The organism is Methanosarcina soligelidi (assembly GCF_000744315.1).
Classification (GTDB): Archaea; Halobacteriota; Methanosarcinia; order Methanosarcinales; family Methanosarcinaceae; genus Methanosarcina; species Methanosarcina mazei.
The window spans coordinates 753095-778115 of the sequence record NZ_JQLR01000001.1; the positions used below are offsets into that span (position 1 = coordinate 753095).

Genomic DNA, 25021 nt, shown 5'->3' on the forward strand with positions numbered 1-25021 from the left:
ATTTCGAGTTGAAACTTAGTTAGAATTTTAAGTAAAGAATTGCGTGTAACCGCACCTTGAAATTTCCTTTTTAAATTCTCCAATCTTCTGCAGCAATATCTGAATCTGGACTTTGTTGGTAAGGTAAAAAATTCAGAAAAGATATAATAAGTAGAAGAGGAGTGTATAAATAAATACAAAAAGATTTTGAAAAAGAGGATGTCGCCAGAAAGCTTACATAAGTATAAATTGTAGGAAGAGAGATTACTAAATATTTCCACAGTGATAAAAATGACCGGGAACAGACAATTTTCTCTTGATCTGCTGATTGTAGCAGCTCTTGTGGTCCTTACTGATATCTTTGTACTTGTGCCCCCACTCAGCGGAAGCTTTCTGCGCACAGTCCTCGGACTCCTTCTGGTTCTATTCCTGCCGGGATATGCACTGACCGCAGCTCTTTTGCCTGCAAAAAAGGATCTGGAAGGAATTGAAAGAGCACTTCTCTCTTTAGGGTTAAGTATCGCAATAACCCCGCTTATGGGATTTGGAATGAACTATACTTCCTGGGGGATCAGGGAAATTCCTGTACTCGCAGGACTTTCAGCTTTTACTCTTCTCAGCTGTGGGGCAGCATACTACAGAAGATCCAGGTTACCTGAAACTGAAGCTTTCAATATTACAGGTGAAACTTTTACCTCCACACTGAAAACAGAAATCCTTGAAGAGATCGGATACGGGACCAGCAAAGCCTTTGCAGCCTTGCTGATAATTTCCATACTGGCTTCCCTTGGCAGCCTTGCGTATGTCATAGGAAATCCCAGAGGAGAAGAGCCATTCACTGAATTTTACATCCTGGGTCCTGATAGGGTGGCTGAGAACTACCCGACAGAATACACACAGGGAAACAGCGGAACGGTTATTGTAGGGGTAAAGAACCATGAGCACAGAAACGTGGATTATACAATGGAAGTCAGGCTCGAAAATCACTCCCTGCCCCTTCCAGAAGACCAGAAATACATCAGCCTTGGACACAACGAATCATTGGAAGAGCCAGTCACTTTTACCCCGTCTGTTGAGGGGAATAACATGAAACTGGAGTTTCTGCTTTTTAACGAAACCGAAAAGAGTATACCTTACAGGAATACGCACCTCTGGATAAATGTCACAAAGGAGACCTGAAGATGGCGTCTTCAGACTATCCTTCTTCTGAACGTGAGGCAGGGCAGATCTCTTTGCCGGAGTTTGGGAAAATGTTCAAAATACAGACCAGTGAAAAAACCGGATATTTACAAAAGATATTTTCTGCAGGAGCTCCTGTTATTGCTATCGCCTTTGCCGAGTTGCTGATATTTACCGGAAGAATAAAAGAAGCCGCTGCCACCTATACACTGCTTCTTATCATCCTTTCACTTTCAATAATAGCCTCAAAAAAACTGGAGACACGCAAGGTTTACCAGGCATTAATACTCCTGCCAGTTCTTCGGCTGGTAAACCTTTCAATGCCTATATTCTTTGAAGCCAATATTTACTCATTCGTATTCATGTATTTGCCCATGACAATCCCTATAACAATTGTATCTGTGTATCAGGAAATTCCAAAAGAAGGAAAAATGGATTTGCTCAGGAAAATGGGGCTTTATCTGCCTTTTTCTCTGCTCGCAGGTTTGATTTTTGCAGAGGCGGAGTATTTGATCGTACAGACAAGACCGCTTATCCCGGACCTTTCATTTTTTAACCTTCTTCAACTTACAATTATAATGATTTTTATAGTAGGCCTGATTGAAGAACTCATTTTCAGGGGAATTATCCAGACAAGGCTGGAAGAGTTTTTAGGACCTGCAGGAGGAGTCCTGCTTGCAAGTCTTCTGTTTGGGGTAATGCACTCGAGTTATGGTACTTTTTACGAAATAGTATATACTTTTCTTGCAGGAGGTATTCTCGGGTATTTCTTTTACAGAACGAAAAGCCTTCCTCTCGTTGTAATGATTCACGGTTTCATAAATATATTCTTATTCGGGATAATTCCCCACCTGGGTCCGGGACTGGGTCTGGTATAAAAATAGAAGCCGGTTGAGAAAATAAAAAAAGCCGTGCTGAGCAGATTACACAAATTAAGCAAACTGGCGAAGGTTAAACCGGGGAGGGAATTTATGGGATCCGAGCTGCTCAAATTGAACAGGACTGGATTAAAACTCCTTTTCTGCTTATTCATCACACTTTTTCTCTTTTTAGGGTGTCTGGCTCCTTCTGCAAATGCTGAGGTAGTAGGCTGGGAAGCAACCCCTGAAGACCCGGGGAAAGGAGAGACAATAATAATCAGCGGACTTGCCTCACCTGAAGAAGAGGTGGAAGTTTCAATTTCTTTTGAAAAGACAGTTCCTGTTTACCTTGGAGAGTACACTTACGAATTAGAAAACATCGAGGTTCTCAATTTTAATAATCTCTTAACTATAAGGACAGAAGGGGTAGAGAGCCTTAAAGTAAAAATGAAAATGGTTCTCTCAAAAACAGAAGCTGCCCGGGCGGAAGATGGGACCGCTACCGTGTCCTTTTCCGGGGTATCTCCTGGAAAGTATAAGATAAGGGTAGAAGGCGCGGCAGAAGACGGAGCCTCGGGTGTTAACCTGAAGGTTACATCAGTCCAGAAATTGAGAGCTGGAAAAGACGGAAAATTCAATTATATATACAGAACTGAGTCGGTTCCTTCAGGCAAGCTTGAGGTCAGAGTGGGAAATTCGGAAAGGGAAATCATACTTGATGCAAAAGGAAAAACTCCTGAACCTGTGAACACGGAAAATGAGGAAAAACGCAGCATTTACCTGGCTGAAAGTTCATGGGATGAAGATAATTCTGAGGCTGCAATTGCAGGAGAAGTCCCTTCAAAAGGGCTTGAAAAAGAGCAAAAAAAAGAGGGACATTATAATCAGGCCTCCAATTTCTTTTATCTGCTTGCCGGAGCCCTGGCAGGATTTGGATGCTTAAAGGTAATTAGAAGAAAAAAGTAAAAGCATTTAGAAGAAAAAAGTAAAAGCACTTTCTCCCCTGCTGTCCCTCTGCCCCGCAGATTATATAAAACACTGCTTTCTTTAAAGGAAAGCAAAATGTTTTATTAACAGGATTCAGGCAGTTTGGAGAAAGATCTATGGAAACGCGCTCAGGCCGCTTCTGGGAAATTGATTGTCTGCGGGGCTTAGCCGTAATATTGATGCTCGCATATCACTTTCTTTATGACCTGGATTTTTTTGGGCTTGCAGATATAGAATTAAGGGCCGGTACTTTTTATTATACAGGAAGAGGTGCAGCTTTTCTTTTCATCCTGATATCGGGAACTGCCCTTTCCATAAGCCGGTCAAGAACTCTCCAGAGCATGTCTTCAGGAAAGCCTGCTGAGAATTTTACCAGATACCTTGAAAGAGGGTTAAGGCTATTTTCGATGGGACTTGTAATCACAGTAATTACCTGGATTTTTTTCCCAGGGCAGTATATTCTGTTTGGGATCCTGCATTTTTTCGGGGTATCGGCGGTGCTTGCCTACCCTTTTTTGAAGTACGGAAAAGAAAACCTGTTCTTCGGTCTGCTTTTTGTTCTTGCAGGGTTCTATCTCAAAGACAGGACTTTCGGTTTTTCCGCTCTTCTCTGGCTGGGCTTAAGGCCCGAAGGTTTTGTAACCCTGGATTATTTCCCTGTATTTCCCTGGTTTGGAGTACTCCTCACAGGGATTTTCCTTGGGAACTCCCTGTATAAAAACGGGAGCAGGCAGTTTAAAGTGCCTGACGCCGACAAGTTCCTGCTTCAGAAGCCCTTTTCCTGGATCGGAAAACATTCCCTATCAATATACTTTATTCACCAGCCGGTTTTCCTCGGGATTCTGCTCCTCAGCGGGATTCTTGATCCTGGAATGCTGTGAAATTTTCCAGATAAAACCAGATCTTTTAGAACCGGTAATAAAAGATTTTAGAACTTTTCTCGGGGTTAAAAAACACAGTTTATCGTCTTTTTGATGAAAAGAGGAGTAATAGAAAAACCAGACCTGCTGGTTTTATATATTATCTGGGATACCTGATTTTGAAAATATTATCCGAAAATTAAATATTATATATATGCATTCCTGTTCACTATTAATTCATACGCTGAGAATAATATCCGCTGGCAATATTCGACAATATATTCGCCAGTATCACAATTATTCACATGCAATATCACAGCTATATTGCATATCAAAAATCATATAATAATCCCAACCCTGCACCTGCTCTTTAAACCTGTTATCCTGATTTATCCAATTATAGAGAAATATTCTGGAGAAAAGGCATTTAAAGTAGCAGGAAATGCAAAACCAAAAATTGGAGAAAAGAATGTACCTGGAAATTGCAATGCTTGCCTATTTTGTAGTCTTATTCCTGACAATCCGGGATATCCGGATTTTTAAAAGGACAGGCTATATTTCTTACAGGAAAGGTGCCCTGAAAGGGCTTGCAGCTTCTTCCCTGATTCTTATAGGGGCGATTAGCATTGAAGCAAAACCGGAAATTGGTCTGCTTATTGTATTATTAGGACTTTATATCAACCGTAAAGGAGTAAGAGAGCCTGTTTTTACAAATGCCGGAACTCTTGACCGTTTTCTTGGGAAAACTGATTACAGGAGGGCTAACAGGTTAAGGAAAAATGGTCAGAAGGCAGCTCCTGATAGAAAATAAAGATAAAATGAAGATAAAATAAAGATAAAATGAAGCAGCCAGTGCCGAAGAAAGAAAGGTTAAGATGGATAAAAAGAGAAAAAATATCTGGAGAAAAGGCAGGAGCCTTCCCAAAAATATTTTTTTCACCCCAAAACTTATAAATCTCAAGTTACCTATTAGTCGACAAAATCAGTATAGTCAAATTTTTGTATTCAGTTTCCGCTAAACCATTAATAGGAGATAGAAGAAACCCATATTATGGAACTGCTTCTTTTTCCGGCTTCACATTAATCAGAATCATATGGAAAATGGTTGGAAAAACCACAAAAACTTGAATAACTGGAATAAAAAACAAAAATCCAAGAGGAGATACGATGGGAAATATAAGAGAGACAAACATCAAAAGAACTGCATTCAGCCTGATTGAAAATTACGGAGAAGTTTTTACAAAGGACTTTGAGACCAACAAAGCTCTTGTGACAAAGTATACAACCATTGAGAGCAAAATAATAAGAAACAGGGTTGCAGGCTACGTCACAAGAAAAGTTGCACGTATGAAAGTCTACTGATCGTACTGGATAGATAAAGAACTAATTTCCGGGAAACAGGCAGGGATATCTATATGTTTGAAGGAGCAATGCCTGCCCTGATCACTCCTTTTACGAAAGATGACAGGATTGACAGGGAAGGCTTACAGAGGAACATAGCGTTTGTTGAAGAGGGAGGGGTTTCAGGAATAGTGCCCTGTGGCACAACCGGAGAATCGGCAACCCTTTCTGCAGCAGAGCATGAAGAAGTAATAGACATTGCAGTTGAGTGCTCAAAAGTTCCTGTAATTGCAGGAACAGGTTCAAACAATACGGGTGAAGCACTCCAGTTCACAAAACACGCCGCAGATGCGGGTGTTGACGGTGTACTTCTTATTTCTCCTTATTATAATAAGCCAAATCCTGCAGGTCTTCTTGCCCATTTTAAGAAGATTGCAGAGGCAGTAGATATCCCCATGATCCTCTACAATGTCCCTTCCAGGACAGGGCAGGATATGCCTGTAGACGTGATTGTCGAGCTTGCAAAGGTAGAAAACATCGTGGGTATCAAGGAGGCCAGCGGGAACGCAGCAAAAGTTTCTCAGATCCTTGAGAACACTATGGATGACGACTTTGTAGTTCTCTCAGGCGAGGACGGGCTAACTCTCCCCATCATTTCAATGGGAGGCAGAGGAGTTATTTCGGTCGCTGCAAACATTGTGCCTGATAAAATGTCAGGAATGGTAAATGCAGCCCTCAAAGGAGATTACGAAACTGCAAGAAAGCTGCATTTCGAGATAGCCCCGCTGATCCGTGCCCTTTTCCTTGAGACAAACCCGATTCCTGTGAAGAAAGCTGCAGAACTTGTCGGGCTTGCAAGCGGACACCTGAGGCTTCCACTGGCTCCTATCAGCGATGCCAACCAGGCAAAGCTTGTAAACGAACTCAGAAAACTGGGGGTAATGGAATGATCAATGCAGCAGTACTCGGAGCCTGTGGCAGGATGGGCTCCTTAATTATAGAAAACATCACCTGTTCTACGGATATGCAGCTTGTAGCCGCATTTGACATAGGGAATATAGGAAAGGATGCAGGGGAATTTGCTCATGTGGGCAACCTGGGAATCCAGATTTCAGATGTCAAAGACCTGGAGACAGTCCTGAAAAAGACCCAGGCTGATGTACTTATTGATTTTACTGCAGCAGGCGCAACTATTGTAAACGCTCCGATTGCAGCCAGATGCGGTGTAAACCTCATAATAGGGACAACCGGCATTACTTCGGAACAGCGGACAGTAATTGAGGAAGCTATCCGGAAAAACCAGGTACGTGCAGTCATATCCCCAAACTATTCCGTAGGCGTTAACGTCTTTTTCAAGATAGTCAGGGAAGCTGCAAAGTATCTTGCAGATTACGATATTGAAATCATCGAAGCTCACCACAACCAGAAGAAAGATGCCCCGAGCGGGACCGCTCTTCGCGCAGCTGATGTAATTAGCGAGGCTCTGGGCGGCAAAGAGTACGTATACGGAAGAGAAGGAATCGCTCCCCGCGGAAAAGAAATAGGCATCCATGCAGTGCGCGGCGGAGATATCACCGGAGACCACACCGTCCTCTTTGTAGGAAATTCCGAAAGGGTCGAGGTCCGGCACATGGCTCACTCCCGCCAGATCTTTGCCAAAGGCGCAGTCCGTGCAGCCGAATGGATCTGCGGACAGGAACCGGGAATTTATTCCATGGATGATGTGCTCGGGCTGTAAGGGCCGGATTTAAAAATAATTAATTGTAAGCAGGCTGACCTCTGAAATTATTCAGGTCAGCATTTTTCTTAACTTTATCACTATTTTTTACACAATATTATCAATGTTTTTTTGCACATTTTTTCACTGTTATTCTATCCGTATTTTTTCTATCAAAGTTTTATTCCTTTATTCATCTGAATTTTTTCGGGCGTTGGAGAGTCCTTAAAAACATGCTTATATTTGCTGAAACAAACCTGAAATGGACCTTAGACGGTCATTTCTCCTACTAGAAGAGGTTGACCTTCCTCATAATCAGAGTATAGTTCTACGTGAACTGTGTTCCAGGGCTGAATGTTCGTACTATGTGTTTCCTTAAAACTGTTATCAAGTGTAAATTCGAATGTATAACCCTCACCTTCAAACTCTGGAACAAGGAACCTGAAAGGTTTGGCATAATAGATTTCCTCTCCTGCTGAAAGTTCGTATGTTTTATCGAGTATGGAATTATTTTTTGAGTCGCAGACTTCTACTCTGAGCTCGTGAACTCCGACATCGTGGTTTCGGACGTAGAAAAGAGGAGTAGGAGGCCCGACCAGGATATAGGGAACAACTACAAACAGCGATACAAGTATCAGTACCAGAAGGGAAATCCAGAGCATTAGACTTCTTCGAAAGCTTCTCATAAAATTCAGCCTTATTGTTCAGTCTCATATCAAATTTGAATCAAAAGAAAAATCATAAATGTTATTTATATAGAAATCTTCTTCCTCCATTCAAAGAAACTTATCAATAACTGATACCCTGAGGACATCTCTGTAAACAGGGACAGGGACTATTATATTTCAACTGCCTCGCAGGTCTTTTTTTCCGGTCTCTGACCCCATTTGTCTCTGAAACCCTTATCAAGTCAACTTAAGAGGGGATTCAGATTATATTCAAAAGTATTCAAGCCCAGACTGAGCTTTTCTGCAATTTCACCTGTTGACATGTTCGGTTTTCAGAAGCTGGAGGATTTGTATTGAAGTCGCACTGGAGAGAGCCTGCACCAGTTTTCTGAAGTCTTCAGAAAGAAACATAATTTCTAAATTTCCATTCAGAATTGTCTTCTTTCCATATAGTATGCCTCATTTAATTTCAAGATTGTATATTTTGCACCTAAATATATCATATATTTATATATTATCCGATTAATAATCTTACTTTAAAATCAAGTATAGTCTTTTCCAATATATATTTTATGGCCAGATCATCAAACAATCATGTAAAATACTACAAATTTTCTACCAGAGAGAAAAAAATCTTCAAAGAAAAAGCTCAAAAAGTCAAGGAGGTAGAAAGCTATAAATAGTCAACATAGAGATGTTTACTTATGTTCCTTCCGGAAGGTGAAAAACAGTTTGAATTCTGGGTCCTGCGCCGAAACGGGCTCCCGAACATCAATATTGCAAAGCAGTTCGGGATCTCAAGGCAGGCAATCTCAAGAGCACTCCTCAGTATGGATAAGCGCATTGAAGAAACTCTACTTGAGATGGCCAGGGCAAACAGGATAGAAGTAGAAAAGCTGGACCCAAAGAAAGGAATTCTCTTCGGGAGATCCATTCCTTTCAAGACCAGCGTAATAATTTTCGTCTCGGCAAAACATGGGATGCAGGTCTGGTATGAGCACGAAGGAGAATGTGGGTCCTGCGACCGGTATAGAGAATGTATCGAACTCATCTGGGACTTTGCAGAAGAAATGCAGGTTAAACTACAGAGTGCAGAAGACCCCACAAAACTAGCTGATGAATTATTTGGAAAATTGAAAGAAATGGTGGAACAGGCCTGACTTAAGGCAGGTGAAACCAAAGGAAGGGTAAAAGATGGATGTATTCACAAAGAGTATAAGGAAACTGATGGGATGGTGTCCGAATACAAAAACACTTGAAACCAGGCATTCCATCTGCCCTGAATATCCGGAAGCGGATAACCAATCCAGGGGAAAAGATGCAGGAAATTCTCCGGTTCCACCTCCAGGCTGGTGGAACAAACGTCATAACAGGTCATTAATAGCTTCCTCCGTGATTACCTTCTTTTCCATATATTGGATCGGATTCCAGGGAGTTAGTCCCATGGATGAAGGTTTCATGTCCGGGCTAATTTTAGGAATTATTTTTAACCTGAGCCTCTGTATCTGGACCTGGAATTATCTGGATGACATAAAGAACTCAAGCAGACAAAGAAAAATTATAACTGTATCGTCAAAAGAGAGAATAATAAATTTAATAAATGTAATAATAGCATTGGTATTACTATTTCTCTTATTTTCACAATTTAACTGGGGATTCGTTTTATTTTTAATTTCTGCCTTTTGTTTGATAGCTTTATTATACTACTTTAAGTTAGATTTATCTCCACTGGTATTGCTTTTTTACTTAGGTTCACTCAACACGGTATTTTCATATATCATATCTGGCATTTGTGTAACAGCTTTTCTGTATTATCTTACGGATGTATACTGGGAGAAGAAAAATCATATGAAAATTTATATAATATTTGAAAATAGCCTCGAAAAGACATATGCTATTGGGGAAAAGGAGGGGAAACTGTGAACCTTAATACTGAATACATTAAAAAACTGATGGGATGGTGCCCGGATGCAAAACCATTCGAAACCGAATCTCGGATTAGTCCCGCTAATTTTGAAGCATATGGTCAGTCTGGAGGAGAAAAAGCCGGTGGGCCTGAGGCTCTGAGCCAATTATCCAGACTCTATTCCAGGTATGATGTCAGAATTCTTCTACCAACACTATTCTTTACTTTTTATCTCATAATTTTGTTATCTCAAAAAGGTATAAACTCAGAGGCTTTCCTTCTGGGCTTTTCACTTTCTTTACTTACCTACTCGCTTACCTGGAAAAAGCAGATGAATAAGTACGATGCCCTGACAAAAAAACCTGCTGTTGTTTCTTCCTTAAAAAAAATATTCATCTGGGTTATCTCAGTCATAATTCTAAGCTTGATTTTGTTTATGGTTTTACTGTCTCATATATCTCATATGCTCCATTTTCTTAACGCTCAGTCAATGTATTCTTTCATTGCAGGGGCTTGGATCCTGATGTGGGGAAGTTATTTTCAGCTAATTTATTGGGAACGGAAAAACCATATAAAAATTCATATAAAAAGTGAGAAGGGGTTCCAGAAAATGTATGTACTTGGAGAAAAGGGGAGAGAACTGTGAACCTGAATACTGAATACATTAAAAAGCTGATGGGATGGTGCCCTAACGCAAAAGCAAATGAAGCAAGACGGCATTTTAACATTGAGAGCTTTGATTCTAATGTTCCTGACAGAGAAAAGGGAGAAAGCGAAGATCTGAAAACCCCCGAATGGTTCCGAAAAACGCGTATCCAAACCCTTTTAATTAACACATTCTTCACATTTGCTTATTTTCTTGTAATCAATCAACTGGGAATAAATCTAACTCTGGGTGTAAATTTCATCCATTTACTTGTCGGACTTTTCATTGTCCTGTTTATAGTTATATTTGACTGGAAAAAACAAATGCGAAGATATGATGCTCTGGTGAAATGTCCGGTAGTTGACTATTCAGATAAGAAAATAATGTATTACATACTTGGATACTTATTTTTGATTTTGATATATCTTCTTTATATTAAAGGATATGAACCTTCACTACAGGCAATATTTTCATTTGCGGGTGGTTTAATTGTAGGAATGTGGCTTAGCTATTTACAGCTAATATACTGGGAAAAAAAGAACCATAAAACAATCTATTTCAACAAAAGTTACGGGACATGGAAGAAATCATACATTATTCAGGGGAAAAAATAAATGCCCGTTAAAATTTTTGTTTTTGATCAGATCAAAAAACTGATGGGATGGTGCCCGAACGCAAAAAAACTTGAAGCCGTAAATCAAAATAGCTTTTCTAATTTTGAAGCATATGACCAATCGGGAAAAGAAAAATCAAACGTTTCGAAGGCTTCAGACAAGCATTCCAGACTTGATATCCAGCTCTTCCTGTTTCCATTTTTCTTTACTCCTATTTATATAAACCTATTCCAAAAAGATATAAATACGGAAGCTTTCCTTCTTGGCCTTTCACTTTCTTTACCGATCTACTTGCTTGGCTGGAAAAAGCAGATGCATCAATACAATGCCGTGAAAGAAAAACCTGTTATTTCTCCTTCCTTTAGAAAGACATTAGCTTGTATCGTCTTATTTCTATTCTTGGGTATTACTTTGCTTCTGGTTTTCTTGCCTTATATCTCACCTTATTTTTATCTTCTTAACGATCAGACACTGAACTCTTTTGTTTTGGGAACTCTGATTTTAATATGGGGTTTCTATTTCCAGCTAATTTACTGGGAGAGGAAGAACCATATGAAAATATATATAAAAAGAGAAAATGCACAGCAAAAGCTGTATGTCCTTGAGGAAAAGGGGGGAGAACTATGATCCGGGAAGCCAGATACATAAAAAAATTGGTGGGCTGGTGTCCCTATGCAAAAACCACCGGATTGGACTCCCGGAATGGTCCCGCTAATTTTGAAGCATATGATCAGTCTGGAGGAGAAAAAGCCGGTGGGCCTGAAGTTCTCAGCCGATTCTCCAGGCTCTTTTCCAGGTATGATGTCAGAATTCTTCTACCAACACTATTCTTTACTTTTTATCTCATAATTTTGTTATCTCAAAAGGGTATAAACTCAGAGGCTTTCCTTCTGGGCCTTTCACTTTCTTTACTTACCTATTTGCTCGGCTGGAAAAAACAGATGAATAAGTACAATACCCTGGCAAAAAAACCTGCTGTTGTCTCTTCCTTTAAAAAAACATTCATCTGGGTTATCTCAGTCATAATTCTGGGCTTAATTTTGTTTATGGTTTTACTGTCTCATCTATCTCATATACTCTATTTTCTTAACGCTCAGTCAATGTATTCTTTTATTGCGGGAGCTTGGATACTGATGTGGGGAAGTTATCTTCAGCTAATTTACTGGGAGAAGGAAAACCATATGAAAATTTATATAAAAAGTGAGAAGGGGTTCCAGAAGATGTATGCACTTGGAGAAAAGGAGAGGGAACTGTGAACCTGAATATTGAATACATTAAAAAACTTATGGGCTGGTGCCCGAATGCCAGAGCATCTGAAGCCAGACGAAATGTTAGCTGTGAGAATTTTGATTCTGATGTTCCGGAAAGAGCAGGGGGAGAAAACGGAGGTCTGAAAAATACAGGATGGTTCCGGAAGTCGAGTAGCAGAATTCTCTTAGTTGATTCTTTTCTTACACTTACATATCTCCTGGTAATGATCCAATTGGGCGTAAATGTAGTGACTTTACTCGCTGGATTTTTCATTTCCTTAACTTTTTTCATTTTTGGCTGGAAGAAGCAGATGCAAAGGTACGATACTCTCGCACAAAAACTCGTTCTTGATGATTCCAACAAGAAAAACCTGTATAAAAAACTTTTTCGAATAATAACTCTGATCTTCTATGCCACACTTTTTTACTGGATTTTTGCAGGAGATTTGGAAAGAAATTTTCTCATGAAAGGAACCCTTTCTTTCTTTGCAGGCGGACTCGCCTTCATGTGGCTTGGCTATCTTCAGATACTATACTGGGAAAGGAAGAATCACAAAACGATCTATTTTGATAAAAAGTATGGAAAGTGGAAAAATTCGTATATCATTCGGGAGAGAAAATAAATGCCCGTTAAAACTTTTGTTTTTGATCAGATCCAAAAACTGATGGGCTGGTGCCCGGCTTGCAGGAAAATGACATTGCAAACGGAACAGCCCTGTAACTTTGTAAATACAGCCCAGATCTCCGGAAAAACAGGAAATATCCCGGAATTTCGAACTTCAAATGTGATTTTTCCTGCAAATACAACTCTGGTTTTTGTACTTTTTTATATATGTATCAGCCTGCTTCTGAGATATCCTGAAGACATTTCACTTTTCCTGGCAGGTCTCTTTCTGCTTTACATCTGTTATTACTTACTATATCTCAAAACTCTCGAGGCAGCAGTCCTGGTAGACAGATTCGGGGTACACCTGCACGCCTTCAGATTGAAGAAATTTGAAATCCCTTATGAAGAGATTGAAAGCGTAACTTCGTACAGGCTTGAAAAGCGTTCGAAGAAAATGTCCCTGTTCCTGGTAATTGGAGGAATTGCCCTCTGTGGATTCTTTGTTTACATCGCTGTTGCAGAGGGAGAATGGAAGCCACTTCTTCTACTGGTCTCAATAATTCCCCTCCTGTTGTTTATGGGAAGGAAACAAAAAATGCGGTTCTGGGATCTGAATACGCAGCTATATATTAAAACCAGACACAAAAAATTGTATGAATGGACTCCTTACTATTCTTTGATCACGGATGAAGCTTCAGCTGCGGAGCTTAAGTCATTTATTGAAAGGCATTTGTGAAGGCTGTTAAAATGGCTTTTATCGAATCTCTCCGAAAATTGATGGGATGGTGTCCGATGAAAAGTTCCCTGGGGAAAAGAGCACAGATAGACTGCTCCTCTGGGTTTAAATCGGAAAATAGAAGTATTCAATTAGACTCCTCTCTGGTGAATCCTCACGAAAATAGAATTCCTAAGGTGCAGGTTAGCCTTTTTGACTTCGAGGCTCTAATAACTACTATTTTTGTATCAATAATATCTTTTACAACCTCTTTGCTTGTATGGGCCTATATTCCTGAAGACTCTTTTTTGATTATATTTTCAGGCCTTGTCATGTTCCTTATGCCTCTCATATTCTTTCTTAACCGCCCCAATACTGCCGTAGTAACGTCTGGAAAAATCATTATCAAGAAACCTCTACGTAAGCCAATTGTTGTTGAAAAAGAGGACATCAGGCAAATATCGGTAACAAAGAACAGAGATCATTCCCTTCGATGGTTGATCCGATCATTTTATGTTATCTTTTTACCATTATACCTTGGAGAGGGGATAATTAAAGCTTTAAGGAACTTAGAAAGGTCATTTCCAGACTATATTGTATTCAGTCTATTTCTGGTGCGTCTTGCAGGAGTAGCAATTTTCCTTGCCCTGTTTTATAATTTTGAGCTCCTGGCACCTTATCAACAGACACTTAAAGTTACTACAAATTCAAACCTGAATCTTCAATTTTATACCGAAAAGCCGAAAGAACTTGTCGCTATTCTCAAAAATGAGGCGAAATAAAAAGAAGAAGAAAAAGAAGGTCTCCTGAAATTGTGATTTCCATAAGTCGAAAAGCATAACGAAAACAAAAAAACCTAATCATTTCAAGCTTTTAATAAGTTCCTGCCAGCGCTTTTCATCAACAAGCTTCTGGGTGTTGAGCATACGCTTGAATTCGGAGGCTCCCTTTTCTCCGATTTTCCCTTCAAGCCTGTCCTTAAGGTCCATTGCTGCCCGCAAAATCCCACCTGCTTCTTCATAAATAGCTTCTGCTTCTGACACTGTGAGTTCTTCTGTTTCGAGCAGTTCTTCATTGACTTTTGCCTTTTCTTGAAGTTTAGGAATAAGAGCCCTGATTTCGGCAATTTCATCCAGACTGAGCAGATCTATTTCTCCAAGTTCCTCAATCATATCGCGCAGCATGTACTCTTCATTATCTATCTCTACACTTTCAGGAATTTTAGTTCCTGCCCAGGCAAAGTCACTCCTGAGTCTCCAGAGGAGTTTATTGCGTTCCTGAGAACTTAGATATTCTGTTTCTTTTTCGTTTGTGTTATTCCCGTCTTTCATGATCTCTTTCCCTCAAATCAAGACTTAGTTATGGTTTATTACCCCGATCTCATATTCTTTTCGATTCTATCCCGAAAAAAGCCTCAGTCTGGATTTTGAGAATGGATAGATATTATAAATAAGTAAAAATAAAGAGTTGAGACAATAAAGAGTTGAGACAATAAAGAGTTGAGACAATAAAGAGTTGAGACAATAAAAAGTTGAGACGAAAACGCTACTTATCTGCAAATTAGATGCTTGCAAATTAGATACAGAAAAGTGCTGAGAATATTTGCTTTTTTGAAATTCAGCACTCTTTTTTCTTTTAGCTGATAAAAAATTAGAGTAAATTTTCTGCAATATCCTCGGAAATTACGTGCTCGCAGTAGAGGCAGTGAAGAGAAACTCCTTCTTCTTCAGACTGTATTACCGAAAATTTAGATTTTATAGGTTCGCTGCTGTTTGATATACAGCTTGAATTCGTACAGCGGACCACGCCTTCCACGTAAGACGGAAGCACGACGTTATTTTTCTGAACCACCACGAAATCTCTTATAATATTGATTGTAGCTTTAGGAGAGATAAGGGCTATCCTGTTAAGTTCCTCAACACTGAGTTCTTTGCCCTCAATCTTGACAACGTCTTTTTTTCCTCCTGCTCCGGGAGCGTTCATCACAAAACTGATAGTCGCCCGAAAAGCACTTGAGATTCCCAGAATGCGCAGGACGTTCAAAGCTTGTCCAGACTTTATGTGATCGATCACAGTTCCACTCTCGATTGCCTGGACTTTTAAATCTCTTTTTTCCTTCATTCAATCACCCCTATTGTCAGAGCAAGTAAAGCCATCCTGATAGGAACTCCATAAAAAGCCTGCTCAAAATAACGGGCATGGGGAGTATCATCAACATCAGGAGATATTTCATTTACCCTTGGGAGAGGGTGAAGGATTTTAAGTTCAGGATCTGCGGATTTTAAGAGATCTCCCGTAATTTTTAACTTATTCTTAACCTTTTCGTATTCTTGAGGGTCAGGAAAACGCTCCCTTTGAACTCTTGTCATATAAAGGACTTCAATATCTCCTATTATTTCCTCAAGGCACTCGGTTTCCTTTACGCGGATATTTTTCTTCCGAAGTTCTCGAACAATTTCCCGGGGCATCCTGAGTTCCGGAGGTGAAACAAAAGTCATTTCTGCCCCATACAGGGAAAGGGCATAGCAGAGGGAATGTACTGTTCTCCCATATTTCAGGTCTCCTGCCATGGCAATTTTCAAGCCTTCAAGATGGCTTTCCCGGCGGATGGTATAGAGGTCAAGAAAAGTCTGGGTAGGGTGATGGACAGAACCGTCTCCCCCATTGATCACAGGGACAGCTGCAAATTCCGTAGCCATTCTTGCTGACCCGTCAAGAGGGTGACGCAGCACAATCAGGTCTGCATATTTGCTGATCACGCGGATAGTATCAGCAAGATTTTCCCCCTTCATAACAGAACTTGCCTCAACCGAACCCAGACTCAGGACCTGCCCCCCCAGCCTCCGGGTGGCAACCTCAAAAGAGAGTCGTGTTCTTGTACTTGGTTCAAAAAAAAGAAGAGAAATGATTTTTCCGTCAAGGAGCCTGGACCTTTCTTCCCCCCTGGCTACAGGTTCGAGTTTTTCTGCAATGTCCAGAATATAATCGATTTCTTCCCGTGAAAAATCTTTCATGGAGATGACGTGCCGGTTCTTGAATAACATCAATTTTTCATAAATGGTGCACAGGGATATAATCTTTGCTCTGAAAATTTCCCATGGAATACTGCAGCAATTAGTCCCTGATCAGACTCGGTGCTGCGCGGTTTTACTTTGATACATTCCTTAGGAATTCAAGCCAGAGCTTGGCATCCTTAACTCTCTGTTCATTAAACTTTTCCTGAAAACGTCTTGTGCTTTCTTTAAGTTCACCACTTTCAATTTCTTTAAGGTCTGTTATTGCGCGCAACAAACCTGCAGTCTCATGATACAGGGATTTTGCCTCTTCCTCTGTGAGAGGTTTCTCTTCCAGTTTCTTTTCATTCTCTTTCTCTTTCACTGAAATAATATCGATGCATTTGTTTATCCGGGACTTTTCGCCTTCAGTAAGCTTCTCTTTCTGAATCAGTTCCCACACATAGTTATGGAGCGGGTGCCTCTTTCCCCTGAACTCCACATAATCCGGGATATATTGTCCTACCCAGAAGAGGCGGCAGTGTAGAGCAGACAGAAACTGTTTACGTTCCGCGTCCGTGATATATTTTTGAGACAAGTTTTCATTCTTTTTCGGTTTGAGGCTTTTTTCCATAACCTATCCTCAGAACTAATGGTTCTTCCAAATCAAAAATTTTTGTGTCAACCTTTTAACTTCAGACTTTCGATTTCAAAGATGAAACTTCGAAAACAAAAGATTTCGAAAAATGAAACTCAGAATGAAAAGTAACATAATGAAGAACTCATATACTGAAAAATCTGCATCAGCAAATGAATAGAATAAAAAGAATCAAAAAGAATAATAAATGTCGAGTAAAAATTAAGAATAAAGTAGAAATTAAGAGTAAAGTAGATTTGATCGAGTAAAAATTAAGAGTAAAGTAGATTTGATCGAGTAAAAATTAAGAGTAAAGCATATTTAAGCATATTTGTGTATAAATTCAATTAAAAAATAGAAGGGAAACCGATATAAAAATTAATTTTTCACATTTTTTTCAGTTTCCCGATAGAGGTGATACTATCGTTCCCATAATTCAGGTTGCACTTGATCTTCTGGAACTTGACCGCTCAGTGGAGATTGCAAAGGAAGCAGTCGCAGGAGGAGCGGACTGGATAGAAATAGGAACCCCCCTGATCAAGAGCGAGGGCATGAATGCAATCCGCACCATGAGAAAAGCTTTTCCGGACAGGACAATTCTAGCTGACATGAAGACTGTGGACACAGGAGCCATGGAGGTAGAGATGGCGGCAAAAGCCGGTGCAGATGTGGCTATTGTTCTCGGTAGTGCTGATGATTCCACAATCCTTGATGCACTCCGATCAGCCCACAAATATGGAGTCAGGCTGATGGCAGACCTGATCTCGGCTCCTGATCCTGTAAAAAGAGCAGTTGAACTCGAAGCTCTTGGGGTGGACTATATTAACGTTCACGTAGGCATAGACCAGCAAATGATTGGAAAGGACCCGGTATCCATTTTAATGGAAATTTCAGAGAAAGTGGGTGTGCAGCTTGCAGTAGCCGGAGGTCTTGATTCCGAAAGTGCAGCTCAGGCGGTCAGGGCAGGAGCCAGGATTGTAATAGTGGGAGGAAATATAACCCGTTCTGACAATGTAACCGAAGCCGCAAAAAAAATAAGAAAGAGTGTTGACTCTCCTGAGTCTGTAGATATCAGGGGCAGGGGAACCGTAGACCAGGAGATAAGGGAGATCTTTAAGGAAGTCTCTACCTCGAATATATCGGACGCAATGCACAGAAAAGGAGCGATGAAAGGTATCCATCCCCTGGTAAGAGGGAAAATGGTAGGACCTGCGGTTACAGTTCAGTGTTTCCCGGGGGACTGGGCAAAGACAGTAGAAGCCATCGATCTCGCAAAACCTGGAGATGTAATAGTAATCTATAATGAAAGCAAGGATATTGCATGCTGGGGAGGGCTTGCAACCCTGAGCAGCCTGAACAAAGGAATTGCAGGCGTGGTAATTGAAGGGGCTGTAAGAGATATTGATGAAGTGGAGAACCTTGGGCTTCCGATTTATACGAGCAATACCGTGCCAAATGCCGGAGACCCAAAAGGATTTGGAGAAATCAACGCTGAAATCACCTGTGGAAGCCAGGCTGTAAAGCCAGGAGATTATATAATCGGTGACGAAAGTGGGGTTGTAGTCGTCCCTAAGGAACGCGCCTACGAACTGGCAAGAAGAGCAAAAGAAGTCAACAAAGAAGAAAAGAGGCTTTTCGATGAAATTCGGAGAGGTGGAACCCTTTCAGAGATTCTGAAACTCAAAAAGTGGGAAAAAATTTGAGAAAAGCAAAATTCTCTGAAGAATTTTTGAAATTGTAAAAACAAATACAAATACAAATACAAATACAAATACAAATACAAATACAAATACAAATACAAATACAAATACAAATACAAATACAAATACAAATAGAAGTAGAAGTAGAAATAGAAACAGAAATAGAAACAGAAATAGAAGCAGAAATAAAAACCGGGAGTAAAAACAGAAATAAAAAACAAAAAATTTATTTAAACCTGCTTTTCTGGAACAGGGTTTTTAAAGGCTCTGATGCAAAAGCCTTTATAGTAGAGATTCTTTTCCCGGTTAACCCTGCTCTGGAGTTTCACGGTTATGATTCATTTCCAGCGGAAATGCAATCTACAGGATTCATTACAATCATTTTGGCATGAAAATACTTCCAAATAACTTCAATTTTTGTGCCTCCTATTCAAAGAATAACATATACATTTTTTGGAGAAAACTTTTCTTTTGCTGTTGTTTTTAAGAGTTGCTGCTAAAATATTCTACAATTTACCCATTCTACAATTTACTCATAAGACTTTCAAAAAATTATTTTATTCGTTTTTTGCATAAATATAGATTAAAATTCCCGAGACATATAAAACTTTTTTATACAGGAAATGACATAACAATGTTAATAAATTAATAAAGATTTCAAATAATTTTCAGGGGATGAATCTACTTTGGGGTCAGGACCTTTAAAAGAGTTTATAAACAAATCTTTAAATAAATTTATATATGACGAGAAAGCCGTAGACCGTGTTGTGGTCATTGCCCTCACGATGATGTGCATAGGACTTCTTGCCCTTATGGGAGGAGGTGTACTCCTCGGAGGAAGTACTGAAAGAGCCCTGAAATCAGGAACTTTCACACAGCTCGATGTTGAAATACTTGATTCAAAGAGCCTCAAAATAGAACATATGGGAGGAGACCCTATCAAGCTTGGAGAAAACGCAAACGTATATCTCCAGCATGATGGTATTGAGTATGAAATTACCCCTGAACCCCCTGTCACTCTTGAAGTTGCAAATAATATGAAACTGTCCCTGCCGGAAGGAGTAGAACTGAAAGACGGAGATTCGGCTATAATTACAATAAAAAACGATAGGAGAAACAAAATTATTTACAGAAAAGAGCTTCTTGAGGACTCTTAAAACCGAAGAAAGAATTCAGATTGGATAAAGAATTTTTGACATAAGAAGAGCTCTTATGAGATTCAGTTCCTCTTCCTGGCAGCCTTCACCCGTTTTCGCCCTTATCAGGGCATCGATTTCAATTTCCAGCTCTTCCATTAATGACTTGACCTGCTCCTGCCTTTCAGAAGGCACAAGCCTTTCAATTTTTCTGACCTTACCGGAAAGCACCAATTTTTCAAATTGCCTGTAAACGTTTTTTATACTTAACCCTTCAATTTCTGCAATTTCTCCGATATCAAGACCTTTTTCATAAAGAGCATAAGTCTTTTCAAGAGACGAATTTTCAAAAATATCCATGTCAGTAGAATTGATTTCAGAGTTCTCAATCTCGAAAGTATCCTTTTCAAAAGAATCTATTTCAAGAAAACTTGAATCAGGAGAATCAGGTTTAGAAGAGTCTGTTTCAGACCAGTCCTGAATGCTCATATCCAGATACTTTACTCTTTTTACTGGTGATCTGCGTATTTCGGAAGATTTTTTGGGAGGGGCATAGGAGAATGGAGTTTCTAAACTTTTCTCTTTACCGGCTTCAGAAGAGGAAATATCATTTCCCTGGGCTTCAATTTCGAGACCTGAAACTGATGTTTCATATAATGGGCTCTTTAAATCTTCCTTTTCTTTTTCGAGATCAGTAAAGCAGTCTCCGGAAAGGTTAACTTTCCCTGAAGGTGTCAGGCCATAGTCTCTGCAGTAATCACCGATCTCTTTAAGAAATTCATCCCCATATTTCCGGAGCTTATGGTCTCCTACTCCTGTAATTGAATGAAACTCATCAGAAGTAAGAGGGAACTTTGCAGCCATCTCTTTGAGGCTTGTGTCAGAAAATATGATATAAGGAGGGAGGTTTTTGTTTAAAGCGATCTTCTTTCTGAGGGCTTTTAATCTCTCAAAAAGAATAGGGTCATGCTCTGTTCCAGATTTTGGAAATGTTCCGGACTTTGGTATTTTAAGAGGAGGAGCAACTGAATCTTCCCGGGCAGGAATTTGTTTATCGTTCTCACTTTTTTCCTGAATTTTGCCTGCAGGTGCTGGAAGCGTGAAACTCTCTTCAGCTCCGGGTATAAAACCGTCAGGACAGACAAGTTCAACTTTTTCTAAACCGTTCAAAATTTTCCTGCTCATGGCGTTAAGTTTCAGGACAGGGTATTGAGCTCCGTGGACTTCCAGAAGCCCGGTATTCAGAATTTCGGAAGCAAGCGACCTCCATTGCTCCTTTGTAAATTCCCTGCCGCTGCCGTGGGATTTCAGTTTTTCATGGCGGTTCTGCCTGATCTTTTTATTCTTTGAGCCCGTGAGAACATCAATAACGTAATTTGTACCGAAACGCTGGTTCAAGTCCTGGATACAGGAAATCAGTTTTCTGGCAGCTTCAGTTCCATCAAAAGTATTTTTAGGCCTGAGGCAGGTATCGCAATTGCCGCATGGTGTTGAAAGTTCTTCACCGAAATATTCCATTAGAGTCTGTCGCCTGCATTTATTACCTTCACAATAAGCTACCATCTGCCTTAACTGTACAAGGGAAATATCCTTTTCTTTCTCGTTTGTTTTCTGAGCTATGAAGTATTCTATTTTAAAGCGATCTCCTCTGCTGAAGAAAAGGATACATTCGCATGGGCTGCCGTCCCTGCCCCCGCGCCCCGTTTCCTGGTAATAACTTTCAAGGTTCCTCGGAAGATCGTAATGAATTACAAACCTGACATTGGACTTATTGATGCCCATCCCGAAGGCAATAGTAGCCACTATTATGTCCACATCGTCTCTTATGAACATTTCCTGGTTCCGGGAACGCTCAGAATCCGAAAGCCCGGCATGATAGGGGAGAGCCCTGAACCCGGCAAGGTTCAGTTTTCTTGTAAGGGTTTCTACATTGTTCCGGCTCTGGCAGTAAATAATTCCGGCTTCTCCCCTGTGCCTGAGTAGATAGTCGGTTATCTCTGAAAAGGTGTCTTTCTTTGGCCTGACCTCGTAGTAAAGGTTGCTCCGGTTAAAGCTGGCAACGTAAGGACCTTTTTCCGGATCGATATTAAGCCCTAGCTGGGACACTATATCTTTTTTGACCCTCTCGGTAGCTGTAGCCGTAAGTGCAATAACAGGCACATCAGGAAAACCGTTCTTTGGGTCCCTAAGTAGCTTCAATTTTCTGTACTCGGGACGGAAGTCATGTCCCCATTCCGAAATACAGTGCGCCTCATCAATTGCAAAAAGACTTACCTTTCCTTTCTTCAGAAAAGCGAAAGTCCCGGGCATCATAAGCCTCTCTGGAGCAATATACAGCACCTTTAATCTATTTTCCAGAAAAGCGGTTTTAACATCCCGGTTCTCTCTGGCGCTCTGGGTGCTGTTCATGCAGGCCGCAGCAATCCCGTTTGCTTCAAGCCCGTCCACCTGGTCTTTCATAAGGGAAATCAGGGGAGAAACTACAACAGTAACTCCGTCCAGAAGCAGGGAAGGCAACTGGTAGCATATGGATTTACCCCCTCCTGTGGGCATCAGCACAAACACGTCTTTCCGGTCCAGAACATCTCTGATAATTTCTTCCTGCAGGGGTCTGAAAGCAGTATATCCGAAGTACTGGCGGAGAACAGAATGCATTCTAGAAGACATTAACACTCTGGCCTCGAGTTCATTTTTACTGTCCTCCAATACTCCTTGATCAGCACCCATATTTTATTCCTTAACCTTCAGAATTTGTACTAGTAGAAAAGACTCCGAAATAGTTTCCGCAGCCGCTTTGCCTCTAAAAAGGACCGTTACCTCTAAAAAGGATTCCACAAAATCGATTTACATCACTTTCCCAGTAATATAATTATTTGTGGATCCATAATGCTGTGATGTTTCGGATTCATCTTATTTAACTTGCAGGTATGCGGGGTGAAAGTATTATGTATTCAGTGTCATGTATTCAGCGTCCAGTATATTCCAGCTGTTCTCAAAGAGTTAAAAATGAACCTCTTTTAAAAACTGGTGAGATTACTGAGGTTAGAACCCCGAGTTATTTTAATGAAGTGATTGAAAGCAGTACATTAGAAAGAAATTTAAACAATGATGACGTTTAACTTCATTAATAAATAAATTATGTGCGGAGAATAGCTTCAAATTAGAAAATTCGTCACTGTGAATACAATACTGTAGATATATTAAAAAATTCCCTGAACACATAGCTCCCGTTCCAGTACCTTGAAATTTAAAGTCCACTGGAAAGTAAAACCAAGTAACGATGATGGTGCCTGTTCTTCATGAGCTGATAGGACTCGGAAGAAAAGGTGAGGCCGCTAACGCGGAAAAGCAAATGTGGAAGTGAAGAATGGGGGGAATGAACCGGCTATATAGCCTCTGAAAAGGCATCCTAAGCGCCTGGGAAGTAGTGCCTGGCAGGAGGCTAGAGGAGGGGGAAGAAATATGGCCGCACATGTCAATCTTTACTTCCACCGTTTGCAACAATCTTATTTTAATCGTGCATTTAATTTAAGTATTTATCAAAAATATCAGAAAAATCAATATTCAATAACATTTTTTTACAATCAATATTCAATATAATTTCTTTATCCAGGTTTCCAGACCCTCTGTTCTTAATTCGAAATGTACTCATATATAAATACAAGAATAAATACTCAGAAACATGGATATTTTGCATGACATGGAAAACTATAGTTTAAATTTTATATTATACTGCAACTTTTTCTGATACTCAGATGAATCTGAGAATACATCAAACAGACCGCAAAAAGCTCAGGGTTTACCCTGGAAAAGTTCTGGAACTCATCAAAGTCAAATACCAGTTTTTCCTGAATATGTTTTTCTTGAATATGTTTTTCCTGAATATTAATAATTAGCGAAAAAAGTCATCCCTGAAATCCAATCTTGGCATAAATCCAATCTTGGCATAAATCCAATCTTGGCATGACTCCCAGAACTTCCTCCATCGAATCCTCAAAGTCCCGGAGAAAAAGCTTTTCCGATTTATACAGACTATCAAGGATTGAAGCTCCTGTACTTTATTAAAGCAATTACATAATTCCCTAACTATACCTTTAAATATCAAAAACCCCATGCACAGACTCATATATCACATAAAAATATAACCAAATTTTCATAATTCTCATACAGTTATAGATCACTATCATTTCTCCAAAGGAAAGATTCACTCGAAGGAGCACTTCAATGGTAAAACCCGAAAAATTCATTCCGAAAGCAATTGAGAAAATAAGCAAGGAAATAAAGGACGGTAAGGCAATTATTGCACTCTCCGGCGGCGTGGACAGCTCTGTCTGTGCTGAGCTGGCTTACAGAGCAATTGGGGACCGGCTGCAGCCGATCTATATCGACACGGGGCTCATGAGAAAAGGGGAGACTGAAAGAATAAGGCACATCTTCTCTCACATGAATCTGGATATTGTTTATGCAAAGGACAGGTTCCTTGCAGCCCTGGCTGGAGTTACTGATCCGGAAGAAAAAAGAAAGGCAATAGGTGAGACTTTTATCCGGGTGTTTGAGGAAGAGGCAAGGAAACTGGCAGCTGACTACCTGATCCAGGGCACAATTTACCCTGACAGGATAGAGTCCGAAGGCGGCATCAAGTCTCACCACAACGTGGGAGGGCTCCCAAGCGTAATGGACTTTAAGAAAATCGTTGAGCCTATTGAAGACCTCTACAAAGATGAGGTAAGAGAAGTTGCCTGGGCTCTCCAGCTGCCTGACGAGATCTGCGAAAGGATGCCTTTCCCGGGTCCGGGGCTTGCTGTAAGAGTTCTCGGTGATGTCACGGAAGAAAAGCTTGAGGTAGCAAGAGAAGCTAATTTCATAGTAGAAGAGGAGCTTCTTGAAAGGTTCTGCCCCTGGCAGACTTTTGCTGCCGTACTCGGCAAAGGCACTGGAGTGAAAGGAGACGTCAGGGCTTACGGCTGGATCGTGGCTATAAGGGCTGTAGGGTCAAGAGACGGAATGACTGCGGAAGCTCTCGAACTCCCCTGGGAAGTGCTTAAACACCTTGAATCAAGGATCACTTCAGAGATCCCGAAAGTTGCCAGGGTAGTTTATGATATTACTCCCAAGCCGCCTGCAACAATTGAGTTTGAATAAAACCTGAAATGCAGGATAAGAGAGAATATAAGATAACAGAAGTGTAAAGTAAAGTGAAGCCTCAATTGGCTTCATCGGCTTTTT

The 25021-nt window shown here is 40.3% G+C and carries 27 protein-coding genes; 21 read left to right on the plus strand and 6 right to left on the minus strand.

Annotated features, from left to right (window positions below):
• Positions 1-270 precede the first annotated feature (270 nt).
• From M886_RS03325 to dapB, 8 genes are all read left to right on the plus strand, one after another.
• The gene (locus M886_RS03325) at positions 271-1158 is read left to right on the plus strand and encodes a DUF1616 domain-containing protein (RefSeq protein WP_048039593.1); all 888 of its coding nucleotides are present in this window, start codon (positions 271-273) and stop codon (positions 1156-1158) included.
• 2 nt (positions 1159-1160) lie between these two features.
• A complete protein-coding gene (locus tag M886_RS03330; RefSeq protein ID WP_011033144.1) occupies positions 1161-2036 on the plus strand; it encodes a CPBP family intramembrane glutamic endopeptidase in 876 nt (291 codons plus the stop codon).
• Between the two features lie 93 nt (positions 2037-2129).
• Positions 2130-2984, plus strand: a complete 855-nt coding sequence (locus M886_RS03335; protein WP_048050656.1) for a hypothetical protein — start codon at positions 2130-2132, stop codon at positions 2982-2984.
• Positions 2985-3121: 137 nt separating this feature from the next.
• Positions 3122-3886 carry a heparan-alpha-glucosaminide N-acetyltransferase gene (locus M886_RS03340; protein ID WP_048050657.1) on the plus strand — a complete coding sequence of 255 codons (765 nt, stop codon included), beginning with the start codon at positions 3122-3124 and terminating at the stop codon, positions 3884-3886.
• A 436-nt stretch (positions 3887-4322) separates the two neighbouring features.
• Positions 4323-4676, plus strand: coding sequence for a hypothetical protein (locus M886_RS03345; RefSeq protein WP_306413840.1), 354 nt, complete (start codon positions 4323-4325; stop codon positions 4674-4676).
• A 356-nt stretch (positions 4677-5032) separates the two neighbouring features.
• Complete coding sequence (locus tag M886_RS03350) at positions 5033-5227, plus strand: 30S ribosomal protein S17e (protein WP_011033149.1); 195 nt, start codon at positions 5033-5035, stop codon at positions 5225-5227.
• Positions 5228-5280: 53 nt separating this feature from the next.
• Positions 5281-6156 carry a 4-hydroxy-tetrahydrodipicolinate synthase gene (dapA, locus tag M886_RS03355; RefSeq protein ID WP_048050658.1) on the plus strand — a complete coding sequence of 292 codons (876 nt, stop codon included), beginning with the start codon at positions 5281-5283 and terminating at the stop codon, positions 6154-6156.
• Positions 6153-6944, plus strand: a complete 792-nt coding sequence (dapB, locus tag M886_RS03360) for a 4-hydroxy-tetrahydrodipicolinate reductase (RefSeq protein ID WP_048050659.1) — start codon at positions 6153-6155, stop codon at positions 6942-6944. The genes dapA and dapB overlap by 4 nt, the downstream gene beginning before the upstream one ends.
• 248 nt (positions 6945-7192) lie before the next feature.
• Here dapB and M886_RS03365 read toward each other — a convergent pair whose 3' ends face one another.
• Positions 7193-7585, minus strand: coding sequence for a hypothetical protein (locus M886_RS03365; protein WP_230670630.1), 393 nt, complete (start codon positions 7583-7585; stop codon positions 7193-7195).
• A gap of 710 nt (positions 7586-8295) precedes the next feature.
• Between M886_RS03365 and M886_RS03370 the strand changes: the two genes are divergently transcribed.
• Genes M886_RS03370 through M886_RS03410 form a run of 9 tightly spaced genes read left to right on the plus strand, consistent with a single transcriptional unit; the run spans position 8296 to position 14111 of the window.
• The gene (locus tag M886_RS03370) at positions 8296-8751 is read left to right on the plus strand and encodes a hypothetical protein (RefSeq protein WP_048039847.1); all 456 of its coding nucleotides are present in this window, start codon (positions 8296-8298) and stop codon (positions 8749-8751) included.
• 34 nt (positions 8752-8785) lie between these two features.
• Positions 8786-9514, plus strand: coding sequence for a DUF1673 domain-containing protein (locus M886_RS03375; protein ID WP_048039846.1), 729 nt, complete (start codon positions 8786-8788; stop codon positions 9512-9514).
• Positions 9511-10143, plus strand: a complete 633-nt coding sequence (locus tag M886_RS03380) for a DUF1673 domain-containing protein (protein ID WP_080932892.1) — start codon at positions 9511-9513, stop codon at positions 10141-10143. The genes M886_RS03375 and M886_RS03380 overlap by 4 nt, the downstream gene beginning before the upstream one ends.
• Positions 10140-10757 carry a DUF1673 domain-containing protein gene (locus M886_RS03385; RefSeq protein ID WP_048039845.1) on the plus strand — a complete coding sequence of 206 codons (618 nt, stop codon included), beginning with the start codon at positions 10140-10142 and terminating at the stop codon, positions 10755-10757. Before M886_RS03380 ends, M886_RS03385 begins: the two co-directional genes overlap by 4 nt.
• Entirely contained in the window at positions 10758-11384 is a 627-nt protein-coding gene (locus tag M886_RS03390) for a DUF1673 domain-containing protein (protein ID WP_048036744.1), read from the plus strand. It begins immediately after the preceding gene.
• A complete protein-coding gene (locus M886_RS03395) occupies positions 11381-12013 on the plus strand; it encodes a DUF1673 family protein (RefSeq protein WP_048036742.1) in 633 nt (210 codons plus the stop codon). The genes M886_RS03390 and M886_RS03395 overlap by 4 nt, the downstream gene beginning before the upstream one ends.
• Positions 12010-12630 carry a DUF1673 domain-containing protein gene (locus tag M886_RS03400; RefSeq protein WP_011033158.1) on the plus strand — a complete coding sequence of 207 codons (621 nt, stop codon included), beginning with the start codon at positions 12010-12012 and terminating at the stop codon, positions 12628-12630. Before M886_RS03395 ends, M886_RS03400 begins: the two co-directional genes overlap by 4 nt.
• Positions 12631-13350, plus strand: a complete 720-nt coding sequence (locus M886_RS03405) for a DUF1673 family protein (RefSeq protein WP_048036740.1) — start codon at positions 12631-12633, stop codon at positions 13348-13350.
• A gap of 11 nt (positions 13351-13361) precedes the next feature.
• Positions 13362-14111, plus strand: a complete 750-nt coding sequence (locus M886_RS03410; protein ID WP_080925805.1) for a DUF1673 family protein — start codon at positions 13362-13364, stop codon at positions 14109-14111.
• Positions 14112-14189: 78 nt separating this feature from the next.
• On the opposite strand, the gene M886_RS03415 is transcribed toward M886_RS03410, so the two are convergent.
• The 4 genes from M886_RS03415 to M886_RS03430 all read right to left on the minus strand — a co-directional run bounded on the left by M886_RS03415 (position 14190) and on the right by M886_RS03430 (position 16956).
• Positions 14190-14660 (minus strand): DUF5788 family protein, encoded by a 471-nt coding sequence (locus tag M886_RS03415; RefSeq protein WP_048036736.1) that lies wholly within the window; start codon positions 14658-14660, stop codon positions 14190-14192.
• 319 nt (positions 14661-14979) lie between these two features.
• On the minus strand, positions 14980-15450 hold the full coding sequence (gene pyrI / locus M886_RS03420) for an aspartate carbamoyltransferase regulatory subunit (protein ID WP_048050660.1): 471 nt from the start codon (positions 15448-15450) through the stop codon (positions 14980-14982).
• Positions 15447-16373, minus strand: coding sequence for an aspartate carbamoyltransferase (gene pyrB / locus M886_RS03425; RefSeq protein ID WP_048039584.1), 927 nt, complete (start codon positions 16371-16373; stop codon positions 15447-15449). The genes pyrI and pyrB overlap by 4 nt, the downstream gene beginning before the upstream one ends.
• A gap of 103 nt (positions 16374-16476) precedes the next feature.
• Positions 16477-16956: a DUF5788 family protein gene (locus tag M886_RS03430; RefSeq protein WP_048050661.1), complete on the minus strand. Its 480-nt coding sequence runs from the start codon at positions 16954-16956 to the stop codon at positions 16477-16479.
• Between the two features lie 434 nt (positions 16957-17390).
• Here M886_RS03430 and hxlA point away from each other — a divergent pair, with 434 nt between their 5' ends.
• Together hxlA and M886_RS03440 are read left to right on the plus strand one after the other, a co-directional pair.
• Entirely contained in the window at positions 17391-18662 is a 1272-nt protein-coding gene (hxlA, locus tag M886_RS03435) for a 3-hexulose-6-phosphate synthase (RefSeq protein ID WP_080929519.1), read from the plus strand.
• A 683-nt stretch (positions 18663-19345) separates the two neighbouring features.
• Positions 19346-19816 (plus strand): hypothetical protein, encoded by a 471-nt coding sequence (locus M886_RS03440; RefSeq protein ID WP_048036810.1) that lies wholly within the window; start codon positions 19346-19348, stop codon positions 19814-19816.
• Between the two features lie 15 nt (positions 19817-19831).
• Here M886_RS03440 and recQ read toward each other — a convergent pair whose 3' ends face one another.
• Positions 19832-22522, minus strand: coding sequence for a DNA helicase RecQ (gene recQ / locus M886_RS03445; protein WP_084685041.1), 2691 nt, complete (start codon positions 22520-22522; stop codon positions 19832-19834).
• A 218-nt stretch (positions 22523-22740) separates the two neighbouring features.
• On the opposite strand from recQ, the gene M886_RS18555 reads away from it, so the two are divergent.
• Positions 22741-22914, plus strand: a complete 174-nt coding sequence (locus M886_RS18555) for a hypothetical protein (RefSeq protein WP_160173154.1) — start codon at positions 22741-22743, stop codon at positions 22912-22914.
• A 1105-nt stretch (positions 22915-24019) separates the two neighbouring features.
• Complete coding sequence (guaA, locus tag M886_RS03450) at positions 24020-24937, plus strand: glutamine-hydrolyzing GMP synthase (protein WP_048039581.1); 918 nt, start codon at positions 24020-24022, stop codon at positions 24935-24937.
• Positions 24938-25021: the final 84 nt, after the last annotated feature.

Excerpts from the sequence above, each read along its gene's own strand:
- M886_RS03430 (WP_048050661.1), bottom strand. The coding sequence starts at position 16,956 with ATGGAAAAAAGCCTCAAACCGAAAAAGAATGAAAACTTGTCTCAAAAA.
- M886_RS03410 (WP_080925805.1), top strand. The coding sequence starts at position 13,362 with ATGGCTTTTATCGAATCTCTCCGAAAATTGATGGGATGGTGTCCGATG.
- recQ (WP_084685041.1), bottom strand. The coding sequence starts at position 22,522 with ATGGGTGCTGATCAAGGAGTATTGGAGGACAGTAAAAATGAACTCGAG.
- M886_RS03340 (WP_048050657.1), top strand. The coding sequence starts at position 3,122 with ATGGAAACGCGCTCAGGCCGCTTCTGGGAAATTGATTGTCTGCGGGGC.
- M886_RS03390 (WP_048036744.1), top strand. The coding sequence starts at position 10,758 with ATGCCCGTTAAAATTTTTGTTTTTGATCAGATCAAAAAACTGATGGGA.
- M886_RS03365 (WP_230670630.1), bottom strand. The coding sequence starts at position 7,585 with ATGCTCTGGATTTCCCTTCTGGTACTGATACTTGTATCGCTGTTTGTA.
- M886_RS03335 (WP_048050656.1), top strand. The coding sequence starts at position 2,130 with ATGGGATCCGAGCTGCTCAAATTGAACAGGACTGGATTAAAACTCCTT.
- dapA (WP_048050658.1), top strand. The coding sequence starts at position 5,281 with ATGTTTGAAGGAGCAATGCCTGCCCTGATCACTCCTTTTACGAAAGAT.
- pyrB (WP_048039584.1), bottom strand. The coding sequence starts at position 16,373 with ATGTTATTCAAGAACCGGCACGTCATCTCCATGAAAGATTTTTCACGG.
- M886_RS03395 (WP_048036742.1), top strand. The coding sequence starts at position 11,381 with ATGATCCGGGAAGCCAGATACATAAAAAAATTGGTGGGCTGGTGTCCC.
- M886_RS03350 (WP_011033149.1), top strand. The coding sequence starts at position 5,033 with ATGGGAAATATAAGAGAGACAAACATCAAAAGAACTGCATTCAGCCTG.
- M886_RS03375 (WP_048039846.1), top strand. The coding sequence starts at position 8,786 with ATGGATGTATTCACAAAGAGTATAAGGAAACTGATGGGATGGTGTCCG.
- M886_RS03415 (WP_048036736.1), bottom strand. The coding sequence starts at position 14,660 with ATGAAAGACGGGAATAACACAAACGAAAAAGAAACAGAATATCTAAGT.
- M886_RS03325 (WP_048039593.1), top strand. The coding sequence starts at position 271 with ATGACCGGGAACAGACAATTTTCTCTTGATCTGCTGATTGTAGCAGCT.
- guaA (WP_048039581.1), top strand. The coding sequence starts at position 24,020 with ATGGTAAAACCCGAAAAATTCATTCCGAAAGCAATTGAGAAAATAAGC.
- M886_RS03330 (WP_011033144.1), top strand. The coding sequence starts at position 1,161 with ATGGCGTCTTCAGACTATCCTTCTTCTGAACGTGAGGCAGGGCAGATC.
- M886_RS18555 (WP_160173154.1), top strand. The coding sequence starts at position 22,741 with ATGTATTCAGTGTCATGTATTCAGCGTCCAGTATATTCCAGCTGTTCT.
- M886_RS03405 (WP_048036740.1), top strand. The coding sequence starts at position 12,631 with ATGCCCGTTAAAACTTTTGTTTTTGATCAGATCCAAAAACTGATGGGC.
- dapB (WP_048050659.1), top strand. The coding sequence starts at position 6,153 with ATGATCAATGCAGCAGTACTCGGAGCCTGTGGCAGGATGGGCTCCTTA.
- M886_RS03370 (WP_048039847.1), top strand. The coding sequence starts at position 8,296 with ATGTTCCTTCCGGAAGGTGAAAAACAGTTTGAATTCTGGGTCCTGCGC.
- pyrI (WP_048050660.1), bottom strand. The coding sequence starts at position 15,450 with ATGAAGGAAAAAAGAGATTTAAAAGTCCAGGCAATCGAGAGTGGAACT.